Below are 22,777 nucleotides of genomic sequence, written 5' to 3'. Positions count from 1 at the left end.
CAACAAGGAGGAAATGACATGAAGAAGCTTCTGCTTTCGACGGCCGCGGTTCTCGCCGTCAGCCTATCCTTCGCCGGCGCGGCCAATGCCGCCGGCAAGACCTTCGCCATGGTTCCCAAGCTGATCGGCCATCCCTTCTACGCCGAAGTCGAGAAGGGCTGTGAGGACGCGGCCAAGAAGCTCGGCGTCGAGTGCCTGTTCACCGGCTCGCCGCAGGCCGACGAGGCCGAACAGGCCCGCGTCATCCGCGACTTGATCACCAAGGGCGTCGACGGGCTGGCCATCGCCCCCAACAACGCCGCCTCGATCGCCCCGGTGATTGCCGCTGCCAAGGCCAAGGGCATTCCGGTCATCACCTTCGACAGCGACGCGCCGAAATCCGAGCGGGCGCTGTTCGTCGGCACCAACAACGTCCAGGGTGGTGCAGAAGGCGGCAAGGCCTTCGTCGGCGCGCTGCCCGAGGGTGGCAAGTATGCCATCATCACCGGTGGCCTCGCCGCCGCCAACCTCAACGACCGTATCGCCGGCTTCAAGTCGGCCCTGACGCCGGCCTTCACCGAGGTGTCGGGTTCACCCTTCCCCTGTGACGACGACTCCAACCGGGCCATCCAGATCATCCAGGACCTCCTGGTGAAGAACCCCGACCTCAAGGGCATCTTCATCTCCGGCGGCTGGCCGATGTATGCCTATGAAGCCTTCTCGCGGGCGCTTGCCAGCCGGCATGACGACATCAAGGCGGGCAAGCTGGTCATCGTCTCTTACGACACCGTCACCTCGCAGCTGAAGCTTCTGAAAGACGGCTATGCCACGGCTCTGATCGGCCAGCGCCCCTACGCCATGGGCACTGAGTCGATGGATATCCTGAAGAAGCTCTCCGAGAAGGCGGCCGTGCCGGTAGTGGTCGACACCGGCGTCGACCTCGTCACCTCGGCCAACGTCGACACGTTCCTGAAGTAACTCCCGATGGGCGGCGACCCAGCCGTCGCCGCCCCAATTCTCCGGATGGAAAATGCCATGCCCGCGCTTCTCGCCATCGATGCCGTCAGCAGGACCTTTCCCGGCGTCAAGGCGCTGGAAAACGTCAGTTTCGAGATCGAGGCGGGTCGGATCCACGCCATCGTCGGCGAAAACGGTGCCGGCAAGTCGACGCTGATGCAGATCATCGCCGGCGTTCAGCAGCCCAATGGCGGCCGCTTGCTGCTCGATGGCGAGGAGATCCACCTGAGCGGCACCCGGCAAGCCCGCGAGAAGGGCATCGGCATCGTCTTTCAGGAACTCAACCTTGCCCCCAACATGACGGTGGCTGAGAACATCTGCCTCGGCATCGAGCCTCCGCGCGGCGTGGTCTTTCTCGATCGCCCCTACCAACGGCGCCTGGCCCGCGAGGCGCTTGCCCGCATGAGCGTCGATATCGACATCAACAGGCGGGTCGGCGATCTGTCCATCGCTCAGCAGCAGCTGATCGAAATCTGCAAGGCGCTGATCCACAACCCGCGCCTGCTGATTCTAGATGAGCCGACGTCCAGCCTGTCGGACGCCGAAACCGCCTTCCTGTTCAAGGTGATGGCCGACCTCAAGGCGGTCGGCGTCACCATGCTCTACATCTCCCACCGCATGCCCGAGATCTTCTCGGTGTGCGATGCCATCACCATCCTGCGCGACGGCCATCACGTGCGCACCATGGCGCTCGCCGACACCAGCCCGGAAGAGGTGGTGCGCCTGATGGTGGGGCGCGATCTCTCCAATGTCGGCCGCAGTCCGGCCGCTGATCCCGAAAAGCCGGTGGTGCTGGAAGTGAGCGGTCTGACACGCCAGCCATCCTATCGCGACATCTCCTTCCATGTGCGGGCCGGCGAGATCGTCGGTTTTGCCGGCCTTGTGGGCGCTGGCCGCTCCGAGGTCATGCTGGGACTGTTCGGTTCGCCACCACCGGAGACGGGCGAAATTCGCATCGACGGCCAGCCGGTGACCATCGATCGCGCCGCTACGGCCATCGCCAAGGGCATCGCTCTGCTGCCCGAGGATAGAAAACGCCAGGGCCTGGTGCTCGGTCTATCGGTGTCCGACAATCTGGCGCTCGCCGCCCTCGGCCAGAAGGCCCGCGTCGGCTTTGTAGATTTTGCCGCCGAACGCCGGCTCGTCGACAGCTATGTCCGGCGGCTGCGCATCAAGACGCCCAATGTCGAAGCAAAGGTCGGCAATCTCTCGGGTGGCAACCAGCAGAAGGTGGTTCTCGCCAAATGGCTGGCCACCAATCCGCGCGTGCTGATCGTCGACGAGCCGACGCGCGGCGTCGACGTCGGCAGCAAGGCGCAGATCTACGCCTTCCTGCGCGAACTGGCCGCCGCCGGCCTTGCCATCATCGTCGTCTCCTCCGACCTGCCGGAGGTGATCACCATCTCCAATCGCATCCTGGTGATGCGCGATGGCCGTCTGGTGGGCGAACTGCAAGGCGCGGATGCCGACGAAGAACAGATCATGGCGCTTGCCGCGCTCGACCAGACGGCGGCGGCAGGACGCAAGCTGAGAGGACAATCATGCTGAAAGGTATTTCCCCGGTGGTCAACGGACCGCTTCTGTCGGTTCTCGACCGCATGGGGCACGGCGATGAGATCGTGCTGGCCGATGCGCATTTCCCGTCCTTCTCGTCGAATGCCACGGTGCTGAGTGCCGCCGGCATCGGTGTGACGGCGCTGCTCGACGGCATCCTGCCGCTCCTTGAAATCGACACCTATGTTGCCGATCCCCTGGTCATGGTCGATCCGGTGCCCGGCGACAGCATGGACCCCGACCTGCTTGCCGATTGCCGCGCAGCCATTGCCCGCCACGCGCCGACGGCGGCCCCGATCGTCTTCATGGAACGCTTCGCCTTCTACGAACGCGCGCGCCAGGCCTTCGCCATCATCGCCACGGGAGAAACGCGCAAATACGGCAACATCCTCCTGAAAAAAGGTGTGACGCCGGTTTGAACGCCGGCCAACTCCTCATCAAGGGCGGACAGCGTGGTGTTGTCCGGTATAAGCCCTTGAGGCGACAAAGCGCATGGGCGAAGATCGGCCCATGTGGCGGCGGAGGAATCGTTGCCGCGCCGGTTCCTGTGCCGGGTGAAAGAGAGGTTTGACGGTGGCTACCATTTTCGACGTCGCGCGCCATGCCGCGGTTTCGACCTCGACGGTATCGCATGTCGTCAATGGCACGCGGAAGGTCAGCGCCGAAACGGCGCGGCGCGTACAGGAGGCGATCGCCGCCGTCGGCTACACGCCCAACGGCATCGCCCGCGCCCTGGCCGTCTCGACGACCAATAGCGTCGGTATCGCCGTTTCCACCATATCCAACCCCTATTTCGGCGATATCATCGGCGCCATAGAGCGCGAATGCACGCGCCTCGGACTGATGGTGTTCCTCTCAGACACCCACGACAATCCCGAGCATGAGCTGCGCGTCGTCAAGGCGCAGCACCTCCGGCGCGTCGACGGCATCATCCTGGCCCCATCTGAGACCGGCGACAGCGAGACGCTGAATTACATCGAGACCAACAAGATTCCCTGCGTACTGGTCGACCGGCTGACGTCGTCGAAGTTCGATCGTGTCGGCATCCAGAACAAGCATGCCATGGGCATGGTGGTCGGCCATCTCGCCGACCACGGTCACCAGCGCATCGGCTTCATCTCCGGCCAGCCGGGCTTTGCCACGGCCATCGAGCGCACGGAAGGGTTCCGCGCGGCGATCTCCGAACGCGGCCTCTCCTTCGACGAGACCCTGATCCGCGCCGGCGACAGCATCGTTGGCGCGGCGGCGGCGGCCACTGAACTCTTGTCGCGACCGGACCGGCCGTCGGCGCTCGCCGTCGGCAACAACATGTCGATGATCGGTGTCATGCGGGCGATCCGCGCCATCGGTATGCGCGTACCTGAAGATATCGCGCTTGTTGGCTTCGACGATTTCGAATGGGCCGACTGCTTCGAGCCGCGCCTCACCGTCATCGCCCAACCGGTCGAGGAAATCGGCCGCAAGGCGGCCGAACTTCTGGTTCGCCGCATTGCCGCCGACCAGAATGGCGATCTGCTGAAGCCGCAGACCGTCCGCCTGAAGCCGACGCTGGTGATCCGTCAATCCTGCGGATGCAATCCCTCGGCCACCTAAGTCTCGCCAAGCCTCGCCTAGATTTCCTTCCGCCACGGCGGGTTGGCGCCGGCCCGCGAGCAGGTGATGGCAGCGCAACGGGTGCCGAAGGCGAGGGCGGCGGTGAGTTCGTCGCGGCTGATGGCTTCCAGCGCCGGCCGTGCAATTCGTCCGGCTTCCTTGAGCGCCACCAGGAACGAGCCCTGGAACGTGTCGCCAGCACCGATGGTGTCGACCACTTTGACGGCGGGCGCGGCAACCTCGACCCGGCCGGCCGTCGGGTGCCAGGCAATGACGCCGTCGCCGCCACGCGTGACGATGAACAAGGCCGCTCCGCCGGCCAGGATGTCCTTGGCCTTGCCCTCGAAATCACTGCCGCCGAACAGGAAGTCGAAATCCATGTCGGACATGCGGACGATATCGGCGGTCTTGGCGAACTCGGCCATGCGCGCCGTATAGGCGGCCTTGTCGCGGGTCAGCGTCGGCCGACAGTTGGGATCGAAGGACAGCGTCGTCTTGCCCTTGGCCGCCTTGAACAGGGCGAGATACTGCGAGGCCACCGGCTCGTTGATCAGCGTGGTGGAGCCGACGTGCAGCGCTTCGATGGCCGGGAAGGGAATGCTGTCGGGACGATAGGTCCACAGGCGTGCGGCGGTGGTCTCGTCGTAGAAGGCGTAGTGCGGTTCGTTGTTCACGAAGCGGACGAAGGCCAGCGTGGTCTCGTCATCGGAGTGGCGAGCGTAGCGCAGCGATACGCCGGAGGCGGTCATGTGCTCGGCGATCATGGTGCCGAACATGTCGTTGGAGAGGCCGCCGACAAAGCCGGTGAGGGCGCCGAGGCGCGACATGGCGACGGCGATGTTGAGGCAGGAGCCGCCGACGGCCGGCACGTAGGCGTCCCGGCCGTCGGCCGCCTTCACAGGCACGAAATCGATCAGCGCATCGCCGCAGGCCAGTAACATGTGATTCCCCCCGAGATTCTGGACGCCTCGGTTTCAGTGCTAGCCAATCGTTGGGGCGCCTTCAATCTCTCCGATGGGCATGGGGAGTACTTCTGATCGTGTTGGCAATCGCTTGGCAGCTCAATAACGGGCGATCGACAGGTCGGTCGTGTCGATGTCTGGCTTGCGACCGGAAATCAGATCGGAGAGCGCCCGGGCCGAGCCGCAGGCCATCGTCCAGCCGAGCGTGCCATGGCCGGTGTTGAGCGAGAGATTGCCATAGCGCGTGGCGCCGATGATCGGCGTGCCGTCCGGCGTCATCGGCCTGAGGCCCGACCAGTAGCTGGCCGCCTTGAGATCGCCACAGGGGAACAGACTATCGGCGACATATTCCAGCGTATCGCGCTGTCTAGGCGGCAGATCATTGTTATAGCCGCTGATTTCCGCCATGCCGCCGACACGCAGGCGGTCGCCTAGCCGTGTGAGCGCCACCTTGTAGGTTTCGTCGAGCACGGTGGAGACCGGCGCGCGTGTCTCGTTGGTGATGGGGGCGGTCAGCGAGTAGCCCTTGACCGGATAGACCGGAAGCCGCAGACCGATCGCCCGGCCAAGCACAGGCGACCAGGAGCCGAGCGCCAGCACATAGTGGTCGGCTGTGATCTTGCCTTCGGAAGTGACGACACCACTCACCGTGCCGCTGCCCGTCTCAATCCGCGAAATCGAGACGTCATAGCGAAACCGAACGCCCAGCCCCTCCGCAATCTTCGCCAGCGCGTTGGTGAAGAGATAGCAATCCCCCGTCTCGTCGAGCGGCAGGCGCAGTCCACCAACGAAACTGTCTTTGACGGCGGCGAGCGCCGGTTCGGCACGGGCGACGCCGTCGCGATCGAGCAGTTCGAACGGCACACCATCGCTGGCGAGCACCTCGGTATCCCGATCCGCGTGGTCGAGCTGTTTCTGGGTTCGGAACAGCTGCACCGTACCCTGCGAGCGATGATCATAGGCGATGCCGGTCTCCTCGCGCAGGGCGATCAGACATTCGCGCGAATAGCCGGCAATGCGCAGCATGCGACCCTTGTTGCGCACGTAGGCGGCCGATGTGCAGTTGGCGAGCAGCGACAGCATCCAGGGCAGCGCGTAGCGATCCAGCGTCGGCCGAAGAATGAGCGGCGCGTGCTGCATGAACAGCCATTTCAGCGCCTTGAGCGGAATACCCGGCGCGGCCCAGGGCGTGGAGTAGCCGGGCGAAATTTCGCCGGCATTGGCAAAGCTGGTTTCAAGCGCCGGACCGGACTGGCGATCGTAGACGGTGACCTCGTGGCCAGCCTTGGCAAGATAATAGGCGGTGGTGGTGCCGACAACGCCGGCGCCGAGAACTGCAATTCTCATGTGAATATCCCTGCTTCACAAGTCTCCATGCGGGATGGACGACGGCCGAAATCGCCATCTTCTGTGGCGTCTCTGGTTTCGTGCAAGGCCGTCCAATGCATGCCTCGAACTCTAGGAAGACGACCCGACGGGGTCCACATGAAAAAGGCCGCGGCAGGCGCTTGGGAGGGTTGCAGGAAAGGGCGATCCCGATTGGACGCCCTCCAACTGGCCCATCGCTTCATTCGGTGAGGCGCCTGTGCTATCGAGGGGCATGATTCACATTCGTGACCTCCTGCGCCTGTCCGGCGTTCTGATGTCGGCGGCCCTTGCGGGCTGCTCCCTCCTCAGCTCCGACTCGGACTTCACGCCGCCGCCGCCGCGCGCCGCTTCCACTCTCCACATCACGACCGCCGGTGTGCCGGGGCTGCCGCCAGACACTGCCTTTTCGAAGAAGGCCATCGAGTCGTTGGAGCCCGGCTATGTCGTCTCGCCGGTGACCATGGCGACCGAGCAGAGCGAGAGCGTCGCCGCACTGGCTCTGTTTCGGGATGGGCTACAAGTGTTGCAGGTGCTGCCGGGGCAGGGCGGGCGGATCGGCGCCGTTCACGGCGTGTCGGAGAACCTCTCCGGCCCCAATGGCGAACGCATCGGCATGACATTCCGCGAGACGCACATGGATCGCGCGTCCTGCCGGGAAGGGCAGGGCAATTGGCTCGCCATGCCGATCTGCACGGCGCGCGGCGCGCCCAATGTCACCTTCGTCTTTGCCATACCCGGCTACATCTCGGCCGGCGGCTTGCCCGACGATGCCACGCTGGCCAGCGCTACATTGCAGCGCATCATCTGGGTGCCGCAGGTGGGGTGAACAGAATCCTTGTCGCGGCCGCCGTCGAGGCCGGTGGGCTAATTGCTGACACTAGCCGCTGGGGAAGTGTTCGCTTGACCATTCTCCCTCGACTCTGGAGCAAACGGCTTCAGATCGGCGAGGTCGCCTAATATCTCTGGAAACTGGGCAGCAATGACGCTGCCAACATGTGCCTGAGGGTTGGAATGGGTTTGGGATTTGGTTTCCCAGTCCCACACCAACTCACGTGCTCTGACGAATGCGCCTATCAAATTGCGCTTCTCAAGAAGACCGTGTTGGAAAAAGGCACTGCCAAAATAAGTCCAGTCGTTGGTGTCGTTGCAGCCGAACGAGACATTCTCAGTTGAGGACGCTGTAAACACGGCAGACCGCTCATCTGAAAATAACGGAACGAATACGCCTGAGTGGCAGGCCGAAACAATGATGATACGGTTCTTGATACCGGCCCGATCGAGTGCGAATCTCAGATCGAGTGGACGAATTGTGCTTTGATGTGCATGTGGCCCGCTCAAGGAGACGCCTGTCGTGCCACCGTGAGACGTGATGAACAAGACTAATGCATCACGCTCGGGATTCATCCGGGTACCGATTGTATCGATTGATCGGGCAAGTGTTTGAAGCGTTGCCACAGGCGTGTTGATCGAGTTTTGGTCGTTGACCAGCCGAATGGCATGTGGCCCGATGTGAAACAGCTTGTCCATGATGGCAGCCGCTGAACCGCTCTCCCGATCGAAGACCGCTTCCGACATGCCGCCGACAGAGATCGAAAACACGGTCGGCTTGCTGGGGTCGGTCGGCGCGATTCGAGCAAGACTGTCGCTCACGACCGACGCTTGCTCCCACTCCGAACGATACCAGGCTTCCTCAGCCGCTTGCGCGATCGCTGGATCTACGTCTGGGTTAGTCCCTTCATTATCCGGAGACAGCCAATCATCAAGCCGCGCCCAGACGGTTCGGGGTGCTGCGATGGCAAACACATCGGAATAGAAAGCCGGCTCGAACCGAATAACGAACGGAGAGGCAAGGTCGAGTGCAAGAAAGCCAAGTGTTGCGAGTATGGGGCGGCGCCAGTGGAAGGGGTCATAAGATCGCAAGACGATCATTGGGACAGCTAGACCCCAGACCATCGAAACTAGCGCTATTGAAATTAACGTGAGCCAATATGTTCCTGTGTTCAGGTGCTCGGTCCATGCAAGTAGGCCTAAAGAAATAAGAAGAACTATGTTGGAGACAACATGCACGACACTGAATGCCCATGACGAAACTGCTATCATGGAGAGATAGTTGGGGCCGACAAATAACACCAAAGCGAGGATAAAGTAGAGAGCGTGGGTCGCAACGAGCGCGGTGAGCCCATACTCATCAAAGCTCCAGTTTGCTTGCGATATCACCCACTGGCCGAAAAGGTTGGTCAGGATAAGCGCAAAGAAGCCAACCAAGACCGCGTACGGACTGGCCGGAACATCATACGGATCAAATCTGCGAAACGAAAGACAGCGCAGAACTGCACGGAAAATAGCCATTTCCAACCGGTTTCATATCCTGAGTTGAAACGAAGTAGGCGAGCCGTGCGGGAATATGCAACCAATAGTGATTGATATGGTAAAATATGACCTGTCATGTGTGCTGATAAGAACGGCCGGGTTTAACAACCCGGCCGCACTCTTTTCTATGTCGACCGTCGATCAGCAGAACTGATTGACGATGGCTTCCAGCTGCTCCTGCTTGCCGCTCTTCGGTTCCGGATTGATGTTGTTCTTGGCAACGTAATCCGCGAGGTCTTCGAGCGAGCGCTTGCCGGCAAGAATGGCCTGGCCCTCGGCGCCCTTCCAGCCCGCGTAGCGCGCTTCGAGGTTCTTGGCGAGGCGGCCGTCCTCGATGATGGCGGCGGCGTTGAGCAGGGCCTTGGCAGCGGCGTCCATCGACGCGGCATGGGCGATGACCAGATCTTCCGGATCGATTGACTGGCGACGAACCTTGGCGTCGAAGTTGAGGCCGCCGGTGGTGAAGCCACCCGCCTTGATGATCTCCAACATGGCCAGCGTCAGCTCGGGCACGTTCATGCCGAACTGGTCGGTGTCCCAGCCGAGACGGTCGTCACCGCGGTTGAGGTCGACCGAACCGAAGATGCCGAGAGCAGCGGCCATCCCCAGCTCGTGCTCGAAGGTGTGGCCGGCCAGGATGGCGTGGTTCTGCTCGATGTTGACCTTGACTTCCTTCTCGAGCCCGTAGGCCTTCAGGAAGGAATACACCGTGGCAACGTCGAAGTCGTACTGGTGCTTGGACGGCTCCTTCGGCTTTGGCTCGATCAGGATGGCGCCCTTAAAGCCGATCTTGTGCTTGTAGTCGACGACCATGGTCAGGAAGCGGCCGAGCTGGTCCTGCTCCTGCTTGAGGTCGGTGTTGAGCAGGGTCTCATAGCCCTCGCGGCCGCCCCACAGCACGTAGTTCTGACCGCCGAGTTCCTTGGTGATGTCGAAGACGTTCTTCACCTGCGCCGCCGAGTAGGCGAACACGTCCGGATCGGGGTTGGACGCGGCACCGGCCATGAAGCGGCGGTTGGAGAACAGGTTGGCCGTACCCCACAGGAGGTTGATGCCGGTCTCTTCCTGCTTCCTGGCGAAGATGTCGGCAATGGCGCGGACATTCTTGTTGGACTCGGCGAGCGTCTTGCCTTCCGGCGCCACGTCGCGGTCGTGGAAGCAGTAGAAGGGCACGCCCAGCAGCTGGAACAGGTCGAAGGCGACGTCGGCCTTGACCTTGGCGAGCTCCAGCTCGTCGGAACCGTTGAACCACGGACGCAGGAACGTGCCGTTGCCGAACGGATCGCCGCCACCCCAGGCGAAGGAATGCCAGTAGGCGACGGCAAAGCGCAGATGATCCTCCATGCGCTTGCCGAGAACGACCTGGTCCTTGTTGTAGTAACGGAAGGCAAGCAGGTTGCGGCTTTCCGGCCCCTCATACTTGACGGGCTTGATGTTGCCCCAGAACGGATGGGTCATGTCTTTCCTCTTTTTTTGAACTCTGTTGTAGGCGAAAAGGTCAGGCGAGCGCGTCGCGAACGGCCGGATAGAGCGCGCGATACTTGGCGTAGCGGTCGGCATAGGCAGCGACGAGCGATTTGTCCGGCTCGACGGTGCGGGCGACCGGCGGCGGGGTCAGCGTCTCGAAGGGATCGTCGCCGGTGGCGGCGATGCGGCCCAGACGGGCGGCGCCGAAGCCTCCGCCGTAGTCACCCTCGGCGGTGATGTCGAGCGGCCGGTCGAGCACCGCCGCCATGATCTGCAGCCAGGCTTCCGAGCGCGAGCCGCCACCGACCGCGAAGGCGCGGTCAATGTCGGTGCCGGCGTCGTTGAGGACGCGCAGGCAATCGCGGAAGGCGAAGGCGACGCCTTCCAGGACCGCCTGCGTCAGCTCTGCGCGGCCGGAGGTGTGGCTCAGCCCGACGAACACACCTCGGGCGGCAGCATCGTTGTGCGGCGTACGCTCGCCCGAGAGATAGGGCAGGAAGGTAACCGGCGACGGCTTGGCCGGCTTCGGATCGAGCCCCTTGGTCAGCTCCGGTGCCGGCGTCTCCAGGAGGTGCGACAGCCACTGCAGGCTGTCGGTGGCCGACAGGATCACGCCCATCTGGTGCCAGGTGCCGGGAACGGCATGGCAGAAGGCGTGCACGGCGCCCTCGGTATTGGGCGAGAAGGAAGCATTGGAGACGAACAGCACGCCGGAGGTGCCGAGCGAGGCGAAGGCGGCGCCCGGTTTGACGGCGCCCATACCGACGGCACTCGCCGCGTTGTCGCCACCGCCACCGGCCACCACCGGCGCCTTGGCGAGGGACCAGCGAGACACCAGTTCGGCGCGCAGTGCACCGGAGGACTCGGTGCCCTCGACGAGGCGCGGCATGTGATCGAGCGTCAGATCGGTGGCGGCCAGCAACTCCTTCGACCAGGCGCGTTTGCCGACGTCAAGCCACAGTGTGCCGGCGGCGTCCGACATGTCGGACACGTAGTCGCCGGTCAGCCAGAGGCGGACGTAGTCTTTCGGCAGCAACACCTTGGCGGTCTTGGCGAAAATCTCCGGCTCGTGCTTCTTCACCCAGGCAAGTTTGGGCGCAGTGAAGCCGGGCATGGCGATGTTGCCGGCAATGGCGCGCAGCTCAGGGCAGCGCGCTTCCAGCTCGCCGCATTCGGCAGCCGAGCGCACATCGTTCCAAAGAATGGCGGGGCGGAGCGGCTTGTCGGCCTTATCCAGGAGCGTCGCGCCGTGCATTTGGCCGGAAAGACCGATGCCAGCCACCACCGAGAGCTCCTTCGGATGGCTGATCTTCAACTGATCGATGGCGCTTTGCGTGGCAGCGATCCAGCTGTCGCCCTCCTGCTCCGACCAGCCGGCATGCGGCCGCGTGACTTCGAGCGAGGCCGAGGCCGTGGCGATGATCTTCTCGCCGTCGCCGACGAGAACAGCCTTCACCGACGATGTGCCGATGTCGAGGCCGAGGTAGGTGGTCATGGTCTCCTCCCAGTGTACTTAAGATCTGGCTTTTTCCAGGCCCAGGGCTACAGCAGATTGTCGCGCAGAAAGATGTCGATGCGGATCCGCTCCTGATCGTCGATGATCTGCCAGTCCGATGTCAGCGACATCAGCACGCGGGCTGCTGAGCGCACTTCATGACCGGGATCTTGATTGATCACCGCGTCGATGGTCCCTCTCACCAGCGCTTCGCGGTTCTCCTCGATGAGCTCATGGGCGATGTAGACGATCTCGCGTGCCCGGCCGCTCGCTTCCAGGGCCGAGATGACGCCTGCATTGCCGGCGCCGGCGTTATAGATGCCGGCAAGATCGGTGTGCTGGCGCAGCAGATCCTCGACCAGCTTGTGAACGCGGGCCGGGTCGTCGCGTCCTTCGCGGAGCGCGATGACGTGGACGGCGGGAAAGTCCTGGGCGATCACCTGTTCGAAACCGAAGCGACGCTCGGCGTGATCGCGCAGCGCCAGCGAGCCGGCCACCAAGGCTACCTTGCCGGTCTGGTTCGGCAGGAAGCGGCCGATCAGCGAGCCGGCGGTGCGGCCGGCAGCGGTGTTGTCGATACCGATGAAGCGATCGCGGCGGGAACTCGGAACGTCCGACACCAACGTCACCACGGCAACGCCGTCGGTCTTCAGTGCGTTGATCGCTTCGCGCACGGCGGGATGGTCAAGCGCGGCAACGGCGACGCCCGCATAATCTTCTTGCCGTATTTCCCTCAGCGCTTCCGCGAGCACCTCACCGTCGAACACATCAACGTGGCGGATATCGAAACTGGCGCCCTTATAGGGCAGCCAGTCGCCCAAGCGCTGGATCGATGTTTCAAGCGCTTCGAAGAACGGATTATGGCCGCGCGGTAGAACGAATGCGAAGCGGCTGGTGCCGGGTTGGACGCGGCCGGCGAGGCTCGATGGCGCGTATCCAAGCTGACGGATGGCACTTTCGACCTTTTCAATGGTCACCGAACGCACGCCGTCGCGCCTGTTCAGCACGCGATCCACTGTCGCTACGCTGACGCCAGCCGCCTCAGCAACAGTCCGCAGGGTGATCTTCATTGAGGGGTCCAGCCTTACAAATGATTTCTTTCACTCAATAAGGCTATGCAATTCCATCGTCAATGCGCAATAGGCTGGTTCAAACACTCATCCGGTGAAAACGGCGACGCCGGCTTAACTCCGCCGGCGCCGCTTTCTGGTTTCAGTTGGAAAGGGCGTCGAGGATGCGGACCCAGGAGCGGATGCCGCCGTGGTAGCTCGACACTTCATATTTCTCGTTCGGCGAATGGATGCGGTCGTCGTCAAGCCCAAAGCCGATCATCAGGCTGTCCATGCCGAGGATGGACTTGAAATGGCCAACCACCGGAATGGAGCCGCCTGAGCCGACCAAGGCCGGCGCCTTGCCCCATTCCGCCTGAAGCGCGGCTCGCGCCTTGCCCATCGCTTCGCCGTCGATGGCGAGATGGACGGCTGGGCTGCCACCATGCTCACGGAACTCCACCTTGGCGTCCGGCGGCAGCCGATCCGTCACATACTGACGAAAGGCAGTCCGAATCTTCTGCGGGTCCTGGCCGGCGACGAGGCGGAACGACACTTTGGCTTCGGCACTGGCTGGCAGCACCGTCTTGAAGCCGGGGCCGGCATAACCGCCAGCGAGGCCGTTGATCTCGCAAGTGGGCCGCGACCAGATCTTTTCGAGCACCGTTCGATCGACCTCGCCGGCCGCCGTCGTCAGCCCGGCACCACTCAGGAAGGCTGCGGAATCAAAGCCCAAATTGTCCCAGTTGGCCCGGAGCTCAGGTGAAATATCAGCAACACCATCGTAGAAACCGGGAACGGTGACGCGTCCCCGATCGTCGTGCAGGTCGCCGAGAATCTTCGTCAGCACGTGCAGTGGATTGAGCGCCGCGCCGCCAAAGGCGCCGGAATGAAGATCATGACTGGCGCAGCGCAGCGAGATCTCCTCACCGACGAGGCCGCGCAACATGGTGGTCACGGCCGGGGTCTTGCGATCCCACATTTCGGTGTCGCAGACGAGTGCCACGTCGACGGACAGTTCTTCGCGGTTGGCTTCGAGGAAAGGGATCATCGAGGGCGATCCGGATTCCTCTTCGCCTTCGGAGAAGAACGTGACGTTGACCGGCAGCTTGCCCGTCTCGGCGATCAAAGCCCGGCATGCCTCGAGAAAGGTCATCAACTGGCCTTTGTCGTCCTGCGCGCCACGAGCAAGGATGCGCTCGCTGCCGTCGGCCAGTTTCTTCACCACCGGCTCGAAGGGCGGAGAGTCCCAGAGATCCAGCGGGTCGACGGGCTGGACGTCGTAATGGGCGTAGAACAGCACGTGGGGCTTGTCCGGGCCGGCCTTCGTATAGTGGCCGACCACCATGGGATGTTTCGGTGTCGGCCGCACCGAGGCGTCAAAACCCAGCGCGCTCAGTTCGCCAGCCAGCCAGGCCGCGGCCCGGCCGCACTCATCCTTGTAAGCCGGGTCGGCCGAGATCGAGGGAATGCGCAGGAAGTCGAACAGTCGATCGAGGCTCTTGGGAAAGTCGGCGTCGACGCGGGAAAGAACAGCATGAACGGACATTGGGGTCTCCAGATAAGGTGCCCCTTATAATCCAATCCCGGTCGATGCGACGAGCCCAAAGGAAGCGGCTGCGGGTGTGTGAAAGCGGGTCACGTAGCTCGATGCAAAGTTCATGTTGTTACTCATGTATAATACATAGCGAAAGGTCGATACATGCAATTGGCGCGGCATGGCAGGCCCGAACCATTGTCAAAATTTTTGGCCCGGCATGTTTTACCAGACTGTCAGGCAATGAAATTCAGAGTGGTAGAACTCTAAATTGTAATCAGGGGCGGTGGCTGCTGTCAGACCAAGATGGAAGAATTTCAGCCGGACAATCGAAAGAGGCCTACATGCCAATTCTCAAGTTTGTTTCCAGCTAAATACATATAATTTTTCTCATATACTCTACTGATAAATTTCAATTCGCAAGTTGATACTCGAAAAGATTCCGGAAAAACTGTCTTAATTGCGCCTCATCCAGCCAAAGAACAAAGTTTATGCAGAAGCATAAATAGGATAAATGGGCGGTGAATGGAGTTTTTGAAAACGAAGGGCATATCAATTCGTTGGATATTGTCCGCTTCGGCCACCAAAGCCTTTATCTGGCTCCGAATGTGCTCTAGAAGGAACCTATTCGGTTGGTTGTGCGTTTTTCATGCGAAAAGCAGCTTTAGCATGCAAACACATTCCCGAACTGACGACCTTTCGGGTGGGCTGGAGGCAGGGTCGAAATCATGAACACGCCGGACGATATCCTCGCTGACGCAGTCGGTCTTCGCACATATTCCAGTGCAAACAAGATTTTTGAGGTTATCGAGCGCCGTCTCATGGGACATGGCGCCAGTCATGTGCTCATCTCCGGCTTGCCGATGCCGGGACGGCCCGTCGAACCCTTGGTTCTCCATATCCGCTGGCCTGACATCCGATCCGAACGCGGGCAGCTCATCACGATCAGCAAGGGCGACCCGGTTTTGGAGCGTTGCCGCGTCGCTCACCGACCCTGTCTGATCGACGGGGTCAGCATTTCAGGGCATTCCGATCTGGTTGCCGCCGCCGGCCCAGAGGCTTCGGCACGTATCGTGGCGGTGCCGATTACCTCCATCACGCCCTACCAGGCGGCTGTTATCGGCCTTGGGGAGGCTCTGTCGCTGACCGAGCTCGATCTCGTCGCCTTCGACTTCCTTTGCAACCAAGCGTTCCGGCGCCTGAGGGCGCTTGGCTACTTGGTGGATTCCCGCCCCGGCGACTTGTCGGCTCGCGAAAGACGAGTCCTCGAACTGACGGCGCTCGGCATGACGGCGCAAGATATTGCCGAGAATCTCAACATCTCGCAGCGAACGGTGCATGCTCACCTTCAGAACGCCGGCGAGAAGCTCGACGCCGGCAACAAAACGCAGGCGGTTGTCGAGGCATTACGCTACGGACAAATCTCGCTTGCCGGCTGACGGTGTTTGGCGATTTTGATTTTGCAAGGCCCGTTGGCTCGCCAGCGGGCCTTTCTTCTCTTTAGTCAATGAAAAGTCTCCTCCGCCCATAGATGGCGTTGAGACACAGCCATTGACCGGGGTAGAACAGGTTGAGGTTCGCCGAGCCCACCGGGAAGGATTTGCACATGTTGGAAGAAGGCAAGGTTTACATCGGGTCGAGCACGAAGCCGGAATACCTGACGCTGAAACTTGCCAACAGGCATGGTCTCATCACGGGTGCTACCGGTACCGGCAAGACGGTTACGCTACAGGTGCTGGCCGAAGGGCTGTCGGATGCCGGCGTGCCGGTTTTCTGCGCCGACGTGAAGGGCGATCTTTCTGGGATCGGAGCCCCGGGCGAGGCCAAGGATTTCCTTGAAGAGCGGGCTCGCACCATCGGCTTTTCCGAAGAGTACCAGCTCAGGGCGGCTCCGGCCGTCTTCTGGGATCTGTTCGGTGAAAAGGGGCATCCGGTACGGACGACGGTGTCCGAAATGGGACCGCTTCTGCTCTCTCGCCTCCTGGAACTCAACGAGACGCAGGAAGGTGTGCTCAACATCGTCTTCAAAGTGGCCGACGACGAGGGCTTGCTGCTCCTCGACTTCAAGGATCTACGCTCGCTCCTCAGCTATGTCTCCGAGAATGCCGACGCGGTAACCGCCAACTACGGCAACGTCGCCAAGGCGACGGTGGGGGCCATCCAGCGGCAGCTCTTGGTGCTGGAGCAGCAAGGCGCCGAGCACTTCTTCGGCGAGCCGGGCTTGCAGATCTCCGACCTGATGAAGGTGACCGGTGACGGTCGTGGCGCCGTCAATGTCCTGGCAGCCGACAAGTTGATGCAGACGCCGCGCCTCTACGCCACCTTCCTGTTGTGGCTGCTTTCGGAGCTGTTCGAGGATTTGCCTGAAGTCGGCGATCTCGACAAACCCAAGCTGGTCTTCTTCTTCGACGAGGCGCACCTGCTGTTCGACGAGGCGCCCAAAGCGCTGGTCGATAAGGTGGAGCAGGTGGTCAAGCTGATCCGCTCCAAGGGCGTCGGCATCTACTTCGTCACGCAGAACCCGCTGGACATTCCGGAAAGCGTTCTTGCCCAGCTCGGCAATCGCGTGCAGCACGCGCTGCGCGCCTATACGCCGCGCGAGCAGAAGGCTGTGAAGGTGGCCGCCGAAACCTTCCGGCCCAATCCCGCCTTCGATACCTTCGCGGCGATCAGCGAACTCGGCCAGGGGGAAGCTTTGGTTTCCATGCTGGAAGGCAAGGCCGTGCCATCGATCGTCGAGCGGACGCTGATCCGGCCACCGTCGTCGCGGCTTGGGCCGCTGAAGGACGAGGAGCGCGCGGCGCTGATCGCGGCAAGCCCGCTGGCCGGCTATTATGACGAGGCCGTTGACCGCGAATCCGCCTTCGAGGTGCTAAAGGCACGCGCAAACGGCGTGCAGCAAGCGCACGAACCAGTCGAAACACCCCGTACGACGCGCCAAAGCCCCGGTTTCAGCGTGCCCGACTTTGGCTGGAGCCGCAGTCGGGAAAGCGCACCGGCACCTGAACCCCGTTATGAAGATCCGGCCCGGCGGCCGCGCCTTGATGAATACGAGAGCGCTGACGAGCGTCGCCGTCGCGAAGATCGTGAGGAACGGGCGAACCGGAGCGGCGGCTATGGCTATGGCGGTCGGCAGACCGTCGCGGAAGCCGCCATCAAATCGGTAGTTCGCTCGGTTTCCAGCCAGGTTGGCTCGCAAATCGGCCGGGCGCTTGTGCGTGGCGTGCTCGGCAGCCTGCTGAAGTAGGGACATTCGAAAGACGGATATTGAACGATATCCGTCTTACCACTTTTCTGCCGGAGGCTCCTTGCGCGCCGCCGCCAGCGTTTCGATGCGATGCGTCGTATCGGGCGTCGCGAGCAGATCCTCGAGGGGAGCCGTCATACGACGGCGCCAGTTGGGATGCTCGGTGATCGTTCCCGGCAGGTTTGGTTGCTCTTCGAGCGCCAAAAGGTCTTCGAGCGGTGCGATGGCAAGGCGCGAACCCGCCCGTCCGATGTGGCGAAGCGCCGCCTCGACGGCCGGAGCCGGATCATCGGGCGCCGGTCGCGGCTCGCTGCCGCCAAAGGTCGCCCACAGGAGACCGCGGTCCCAGGCTCGCCGCTCGTCCTCCCGCTCGCGGTTTGAGTCGAGCGGAAGACGGCCGAGTTTGTCGGCCCAGTCGAGATCGTGCCCGGTCCACCAGCCGGCAACGGTGGCCGTATCATGCGTGCCGGTCATGGCGACGCTTTCGGACGGATAATCCTGCGGACCGATAAACCCGTGGTCGACCGCCCGTTCGAACCACAACACCCGCATGCCCAGCATGCCCTCGGCGTCGATCGCCTCGGCAAAGCCGCCCGGCTTGGTGCCGAGGTCCTCGGCGACAATCAGCGCTTTGGCGCGGTGCGATTCGAGTGCCGCGAGCCTGGTAAGCTCGCGGAACGGATAAACGAGATAGGCGCCATCGTTTGAGGAGCGGCCCTCCGGCATTATCCAGAGGCGCGACAGACCGAAAGCGTGGTCGATCCTGAGGCCGCCGGCACGGCCGAGCGTCGATCGGAGCGTCGCAATCCAGGGCGCATAGCCGCTCTCGGAGAGGCCACGCGGCGAGAAGGTGGTTAGCATCCAGTTCTGCCCGAGCGGGCCGAGCGGATCGGGCGGCGCACCGATGGTCAGGCCATGCAGCAGATGGTCGCGCTGGCTCCAGCTGTCGCTGCCGCCCGTGTGGACGCCGACGGCAAGATCGGCCAGCAGACCGACGGTCATGCCCGCCGCTTTGGCATGGCTTTGTATGGTCGCCAGACTTTCGTGGGCCAGCCACTGGACGAAAAGATGGAAGGCGATTTCGTCGGGGTTTTCGGCGGCGAACTGGCGCACTGCAGCGCCGTCTGGATCATGGAAGGGCGCCGGCCACGTGCGCCAACCGTCTAGGCCACGCGCCCGGAAACGCACGTCGAGCGCATCGAAGATGGCATGACGACGCAGTGCATCGCCGTCGGCGAGGCTGTCCTTGAGAACACGGGACCGGAAGTCTGGTGCCAGGTTTTTGAAAACCGTTCGGAGCTGGGCGAGGCGCTTGGGTAGGGCGCTTTCCCAGTCGATCAACGTTTCGCCGTCTTCTCCCGGCGGCAGCGGCGGCAAACCGACCAGGGCCGGATCGCCCATCGCGCCATTCAGAAACAGCCGGCTTGACGGCGAATAGGGGCTGAAGCCGATGCCATGGCCGGGAAACAGGGCATGGACGGGGTTGATCATCACCACGTCGGCACCGCGGGCGGCGAAGCGCGTCACCGCGTCGTCGAGATGGCCGAAATGGCCAAACGGCTGCGGCACCCGGCCCCGAAGCGATGGGATTTGGATCGACGGTCCCCAGACGCGTCGGCCGTCTTGCAGCTGTTCCAACCCATGGCAGCGCGGCGGAGCAACGGCGAGCGTCAGCTCGTGCGAACCGATGGCGAGGCGATAGTAACCGGGTTCGGCGATCGCCGGCAGATAGCCCCCTTCGACCAATAGAGCACGGCTGGCACCATCCTCGGCGACGAGCTCGGCGCGGGCAAGGCTGGACGGGATTTGGATTGGACGACCGGCGTCGGCGACGAGAAGGGCAGGCGGCCGCTGGCGTTCATCCTCGATGCGAGAAAGGCTTTGGGCAATCGCTGCCGCGCTGTCGGCGGGATAGCCAAGCGCGGTGGCGATGGCACCGAGCGCCTCATCACTCACCTCCTGTTGCCGGCCGGCGACGTCCCACCAAACCCGCACCAGGCCGATTGCCGCGGCGAGCGCGTGAAGCTCGGTCATGTCTGCCTCCCCTGAGATCGCGGCGAGATATCTGCCCGACGTTGCCAAAAACCCTTTCGGATCCGGCGGATGGAACCTTGGTGAGATGACGTTACGTTTTCCGGAACAGGCGGGCAATCGCCCGTCAAAGCTTCGTCAGGCCTGTGAGGTCGGAGAGTTCGGCGGCCGGTCGCATGTCCGGATATTCGTCGAGCGCACCGGTGCGGTTGATCCAGACCGTCCGGAAGCCGAACTTTGAGCCGCCTGCCACATCCCAGCGGTTGGACGATTGGAAGGAAATGGCACTCGGGAAGACGCGAAAATGCGTCGTCGCCATCTCGTAGACGCGCGGGTCGGGCTTGTAACAGCCGATGGTGTCCACCGACAGCACGTCGTCGATGATGTCGCCGAGGCCGGCGGCCCGGATCGCCCGGTTCAGCATCAACGGACTGCCGTTCGACAGGATGGCGACACGAACGCCGGCGATCTTCAAATCGCGCAGCACGGCGGGCACTTCCGGAAAACAATCGCAGCTTCGATAGGCTTCGAGCAGCTTCTCGCGAAGATTTGGGTCCACCTGCGGATAAGCGGCGAAGGCCGCGTCGAGCGCGTCCTTGGTCAGCGCCCAGAAATCCTTGTAGGCACCGGTCGCCGACCGGATCCAGGAATATTCGAGCTGCTTGGCGCGCCACAGTTCGGATAGACGCTGCGCATCCGGCCCGAGTTCGGCGGCGTGCTGGCGAACGGCGGAGTGGACGTCGAACAGCGTGCCATAGGCATCGAACAGAAAGATCGGATGGTACATGCCGCTGTCTCCACTCACAGCCGTCGATTCGTGAATCCAGCGGCTTTCGCAACTTTGGTATCGGATATATTCGGTTATCTGGAAACCGATAAAACAGACATGCGGAAAAGCCTGCAGAGGGGCAGGTTTTCATCCGGCCGTTGTCGTATCGCCGCGTTCGGCGGTGCCAGCCCAGCGGCCGCAACGAGAAACGGAAGGACAGTATCGTGGCGTGGTCTCAGACCTGGACGTGGTTGGACGGGAAATGGCACGAAGGCAACGTGCAGATCATGGGCGTGAGGACGCACTCCTCTTGGATGGCCTCGTCGGTATTCGACGGCGCTCGCTATTTTGAAGGCGTGGCACCCGACCTCGGCCTCCATTGCCAGCGCGTCAATCGTAGCGCGGTGGCCATGGGCCTTGAGGCTCTGCACTCGGCCGAAGAGATCGAAGCCCTGGCACGCGAGGGGTTCAAACGATTCTCCAGTGATGCTGCGCTTTACATCCGCCCCATGTACTGGGCCGAGGAAGGGGGCTTCATGGGCGTGCCGCCGGAAGCCGGATCGACCCGCTTTTGCCTCAGCCTTTACGAGGCGCCCATTCCCTCGATGGACGAAGGCTATGCGGTGACCACCACGCAGTATCGCCGGCCGCTGCCGGAAACGGCGCTGGTCAATGCCAAGACGGGCTGTCTTTACCCCAACAATGGCCGCGCCATCATGGAGGCCAAGGCCAAGGGCTTCGACAACGCCGTTTTGCTCGACCTGCTCGGCAACGTCAGCGAACTCGCCACGGCCAACCTGTTCATCGCCAAGGATGGCGTGGTGAAGACGCCGGTTGCCACCGGCGTGTTCCTGGCCGGCATAACGCGCTCCCGCATCATCCAGTTGCTGCGCGACGATGGATTCGATGTGCGGGAATGCGTGCTGAAAACAGAAGATCTGGCGGCAGCCGATGAGATGTTCGCGGCTGGCAACTACGGCAAGGTGACGCCGATCCTTCGCTTCGAGACCCGCGAATTCGAGGTGGGGCCAGTAACGCGGCGGGCCCGCGAACTCTATTGGGCCTATGCCCACGCTTGAGAAAAGACGTTCTTTTCCTTGGCCCATCCCCTTGAAATTGCCGCCTCTCAGACGGACATCAAGGGGATATGGCCCGGCTGCACGGAGCCGCCGACTGATCTATGGCGAGGAGGCCGACATGCGGATGTCCACGGCTCTAGGATTGACAATAGCGCTTTCGTTGGGCGCCGCCCTTCCGGCCGCCGCCGCCTCCGCAGCATTTATCGCCAGACCGACCGAACCCTTGGCTTGCCCGAGCGGCACCGGCGGAAATCTGTGGCAGGGCTACTTTCACGGCCGCAAGGAAGTCGACTTCGGCTTTATGAAGTATGAGGACGTCGCCCAGCGCTATTGTTTCAGAACGGAGAAACAATGCCGCAACTGGCTCTACAACATGCAGAGCGAGTATAGCGAGAACGTCTGGTCGGCCGTCTGTACGCGCTACTGATAATCAGCGGTCTCGCGACGGCTGGACCGGCGCTCGCGGTCGGCGTGATCGCTTGACCACCACCGGAATGACGGGGGCGGCGCGCTCGCCTACCAGATCACCATAAACGGCTTCGTTCGCCTTTTGGCGAAAGCCGATATGAATGATTGAAAAGCCGGGATTTTCGGGTAGTGGCGGCGGTGGGACGTCCGGAGACGCATCCTGCAACAGGCCACGATTGCGCAGTGAGGCCGCTTCACGCAACGCCAGCAGCCGTTCCTCCGACAGGATTTCCGCCGGTTGTCCCGAGCGACGCTCCGGGCCGCGATAGGTCGGATCGTTGCGCCGCCGGCGGTCGGGGCCGAAATAGCCAGATCCGGTCTTCACATAGACGCGGGGGCGGCCGAACACCGTCAGCAGCCGCTCGGCCAGATAATTGGATGACATCGGCTTGACGGCGATTTCGTCGATACCGGCCATCACCGCCTTCTGAACGTTCTGCCGACTGGCATGGCCGGTCATCAGCAGAATGGGGACCATGCGATTGACGACCGCGCCGCCGTGCCGAATGCGATCGGCAAATGCGAAGCCGTCCATCGGCTCCATGCCGAGATCCGACATCACCAGATCGACATGCTGGCTGGTCAGGAATTCGAAGGCTTGGTCGGTGCCGGAAAACTCATGAATGTCGCGAAAGCCGAATTCGGTGAGCATACCCGCGACGAACCGGCGAAAACGGGGGCTGTCGTCGACAATCACGATCGTTCGCGCGATAAATTCCGTCAGCTTAGGCATGGCGCCCCGTCAACCGTTGCACAACTAGAACCAAAAAACCGGAGCACGAACCGCCCCGG

The 22,777-nt window shown here is 62.5% G+C and carries 19 protein-coding genes; 9 read left to right on the top strand and 10 right to left on the bottom strand.

Annotated elements, in window-relative coordinates:
* Positions 1–18 precede the first annotated feature (18 nt).
* The 4 genes from G522_RS0100865 (at position 19) to G522_RS0100850 (ending at position 4,143) form a co-directional block, all read left to right on the top strand.
* On the top strand, positions 19–957 hold the full coding sequence (locus G522_RS0100865) for a sugar-binding protein (RefSeq protein WP_026789435.1): 939 nt from the start codon (positions 19–21) through the stop codon (positions 955–957).
* 57 nt (positions 958–1,014) lie between these two features.
* On the top strand, positions 1,015–2,544 hold the full coding sequence (locus G522_RS0100860) for a sugar ABC transporter ATP-binding protein (protein WP_169453447.1): 1,530 nt from the start codon (positions 1,015–1,017) through the stop codon (positions 2,542–2,544).
* Complete coding sequence (gene fucU, locus G522_RS0100855; RefSeq protein ID WP_026789433.1) at positions 2,538–2,969, top strand: L-fucose mutarotase; 432 nt, start codon at positions 2,538–2,540, stop codon at positions 2,967–2,969. The genes G522_RS0100860 and fucU overlap by 7 nt, the downstream gene beginning before the upstream one ends.
* Positions 2,970–3,123: 154 nt before the next feature.
* Positions 3,124–4,143 (top strand): LacI family DNA-binding transcriptional regulator, encoded by a 1,020-nt coding sequence (locus tag G522_RS0100850; RefSeq protein WP_026789432.1) that lies wholly within the window; start codon positions 3,124–3,126, stop codon positions 4,141–4,143.
* A 17-nt stretch (positions 4,144–4,160) separates the two neighbouring features.
* Here the strand turns inward: G522_RS0100850 and G522_RS0100845 are convergent, their stop codons facing one another.
* Positions 4,161–5,084 (bottom strand): carbohydrate kinase family protein, encoded by a 924-nt coding sequence (locus G522_RS0100845; RefSeq protein WP_026789431.1) that lies wholly within the window; start codon positions 5,082–5,084, stop codon positions 4,161–4,163.
* A 120-nt stretch (positions 5,085–5,204) separates the two neighbouring features.
* A complete protein-coding gene (locus G522_RS0100840) occupies positions 5,205–6,452 on the bottom strand; it encodes a D-amino acid dehydrogenase (protein WP_026789430.1) in 1,248 nt (415 codons plus the stop codon).
* 253 nt (positions 6,453–6,705) lie between these two features.
* On the opposite strand from G522_RS0100840, the gene G522_RS24950 reads away from it, so the two are divergent.
* A complete protein-coding gene (locus tag G522_RS24950) occupies positions 6,706–7,299 on the top strand; it encodes a DUF1131 family protein (protein ID WP_051227979.1) in 594 nt (197 codons plus the stop codon).
* Between the two features lie 38 nt (positions 7,300–7,337).
* Here the strand turns inward: G522_RS24950 and G522_RS0100830 are convergent, their stop codons facing one another.
* The 5 genes from G522_RS0100830 to G522_RS0100810 form a co-directional block, all read right to left on the bottom strand.
* Positions 7,338–8,822, bottom strand: coding sequence for a C13 family peptidase (locus tag G522_RS0100830; protein ID WP_026789429.1), 1,485 nt, complete (start codon positions 8,820–8,822; stop codon positions 7,338–7,340).
* A 162-nt stretch (positions 8,823–8,984) separates the two neighbouring features.
* Positions 8,985–10,301, bottom strand: a complete 1,317-nt coding sequence (gene xylA / locus G522_RS0100825) for a xylose isomerase (RefSeq protein WP_026789428.1) — start codon at positions 10,299–10,301, stop codon at positions 8,985–8,987.
* A gap of 40 nt (positions 10,302–10,341) precedes the next feature.
* The gene (gene xylB, locus G522_RS0100820) at positions 10,342–11,805 is read right to left on the bottom strand and encodes a xylulokinase (protein ID WP_026789427.1); all 1,464 of its coding nucleotides are present in this window, start codon (positions 11,803–11,805) and stop codon (positions 10,342–10,344) included.
* Between the two features lie 47 nt (positions 11,806–11,852).
* Positions 11,853–12,875 (bottom strand): LacI family DNA-binding transcriptional regulator, encoded by a 1,023-nt coding sequence (locus G522_RS0100815; RefSeq protein ID WP_036837540.1) that lies wholly within the window; start codon positions 12,873–12,875, stop codon positions 11,853–11,855.
* Positions 12,876–13,017: 142 nt separating this feature from the next.
* On the bottom strand, positions 13,018–14,403 hold the full coding sequence (locus tag G522_RS0100810) for a M20/M25/M40 family metallo-hydrolase (protein WP_026789425.1): 1,386 nt from the start codon (positions 14,401–14,403) through the stop codon (positions 13,018–13,020).
* A 716-nt stretch (positions 14,404–15,119) separates the two neighbouring features.
* On the opposite strand from G522_RS0100810, the gene G522_RS0100805 reads away from it, so the two are divergent.
* On the top strand, positions 15,120–15,830 hold the full coding sequence (locus G522_RS0100805) for a helix-turn-helix transcriptional regulator (RefSeq protein ID WP_036837537.1): 711 nt from the start codon (positions 15,120–15,122) through the stop codon (positions 15,828–15,830).
* A 167-nt stretch (positions 15,831–15,997) separates the two neighbouring features.
* The gene (locus G522_RS0100800) at positions 15,998–17,638 is read left to right on the top strand and encodes a helicase HerA-like domain-containing protein (protein WP_026789423.1); all 1,641 of its coding nucleotides are present in this window, start codon (positions 15,998–16,000) and stop codon (positions 17,636–17,638) included.
* Between the two features lie 36 nt (positions 17,639–17,674).
* Here G522_RS0100800 and malQ read toward each other — a convergent pair whose 3' ends face one another.
* Positions 17,675–19,672, bottom strand: a complete 1,998-nt coding sequence (gene malQ / locus G522_RS0100795) for a 4-alpha-glucanotransferase (protein WP_036837534.1) — start codon at positions 19,670–19,672, stop codon at positions 17,675–17,677.
* A gap of 124 nt (positions 19,673–19,796) precedes the next feature.
* Positions 19,797–20,456: a haloacid dehalogenase type II gene (locus G522_RS0100790; RefSeq protein ID WP_026789421.1), complete on the bottom strand. Its 660-nt coding sequence runs from the start codon at positions 20,454–20,456 to the stop codon at positions 19,797–19,799.
* 206 nt (positions 20,457–20,662) lie between these two features.
* On the opposite strand from G522_RS0100790, the gene G522_RS0100785 reads away from it, so the two are divergent.
* Both G522_RS0100785 and G522_RS0100780 read left to right on the top strand, forming a co-directional pair.
* Positions 20,663–21,517 (top strand): branched-chain amino acid aminotransferase, encoded by an 855-nt coding sequence (locus tag G522_RS0100785; RefSeq protein ID WP_342663862.1) that lies wholly within the window; start codon positions 20,663–20,665, stop codon positions 21,515–21,517.
* Between the two features lie 118 nt (positions 21,518–21,635).
* Positions 21,636–21,944 (top strand): hypothetical protein, encoded by a 309-nt coding sequence (locus G522_RS0100780; protein ID WP_026789419.1) that lies wholly within the window; start codon positions 21,636–21,638, stop codon positions 21,942–21,944.
* A 3-nt stretch (positions 21,945–21,947) separates the two neighbouring features.
* Here the strand turns inward: G522_RS0100780 and G522_RS28720 are convergent, their stop codons facing one another.
* Positions 21,948–22,718 carry a response regulator gene (locus G522_RS28720; RefSeq protein ID WP_051227977.1) on the bottom strand — a complete coding sequence of 257 codons (771 nt, stop codon included), beginning with the start codon at positions 22,716–22,718 and terminating at the stop codon, positions 21,948–21,950.
* Between the last annotated feature and the right edge of the window lie 59 nt (positions 22,719–22,777).

The organism is Pleomorphomonas oryzae DSM 16300 (genome assembly GCF_000422965.1).
Lineage (GTDB): Bacteria > Pseudomonadota > Alphaproteobacteria > Rhizobiales > Pleomorphomonadaceae > Pleomorphomonas > Pleomorphomonas oryzae.
The sequence above is the reverse complement of the archived record's forward strand: the minus strand, read 5'-3'. Positions and strand labels throughout refer to the sequence as shown.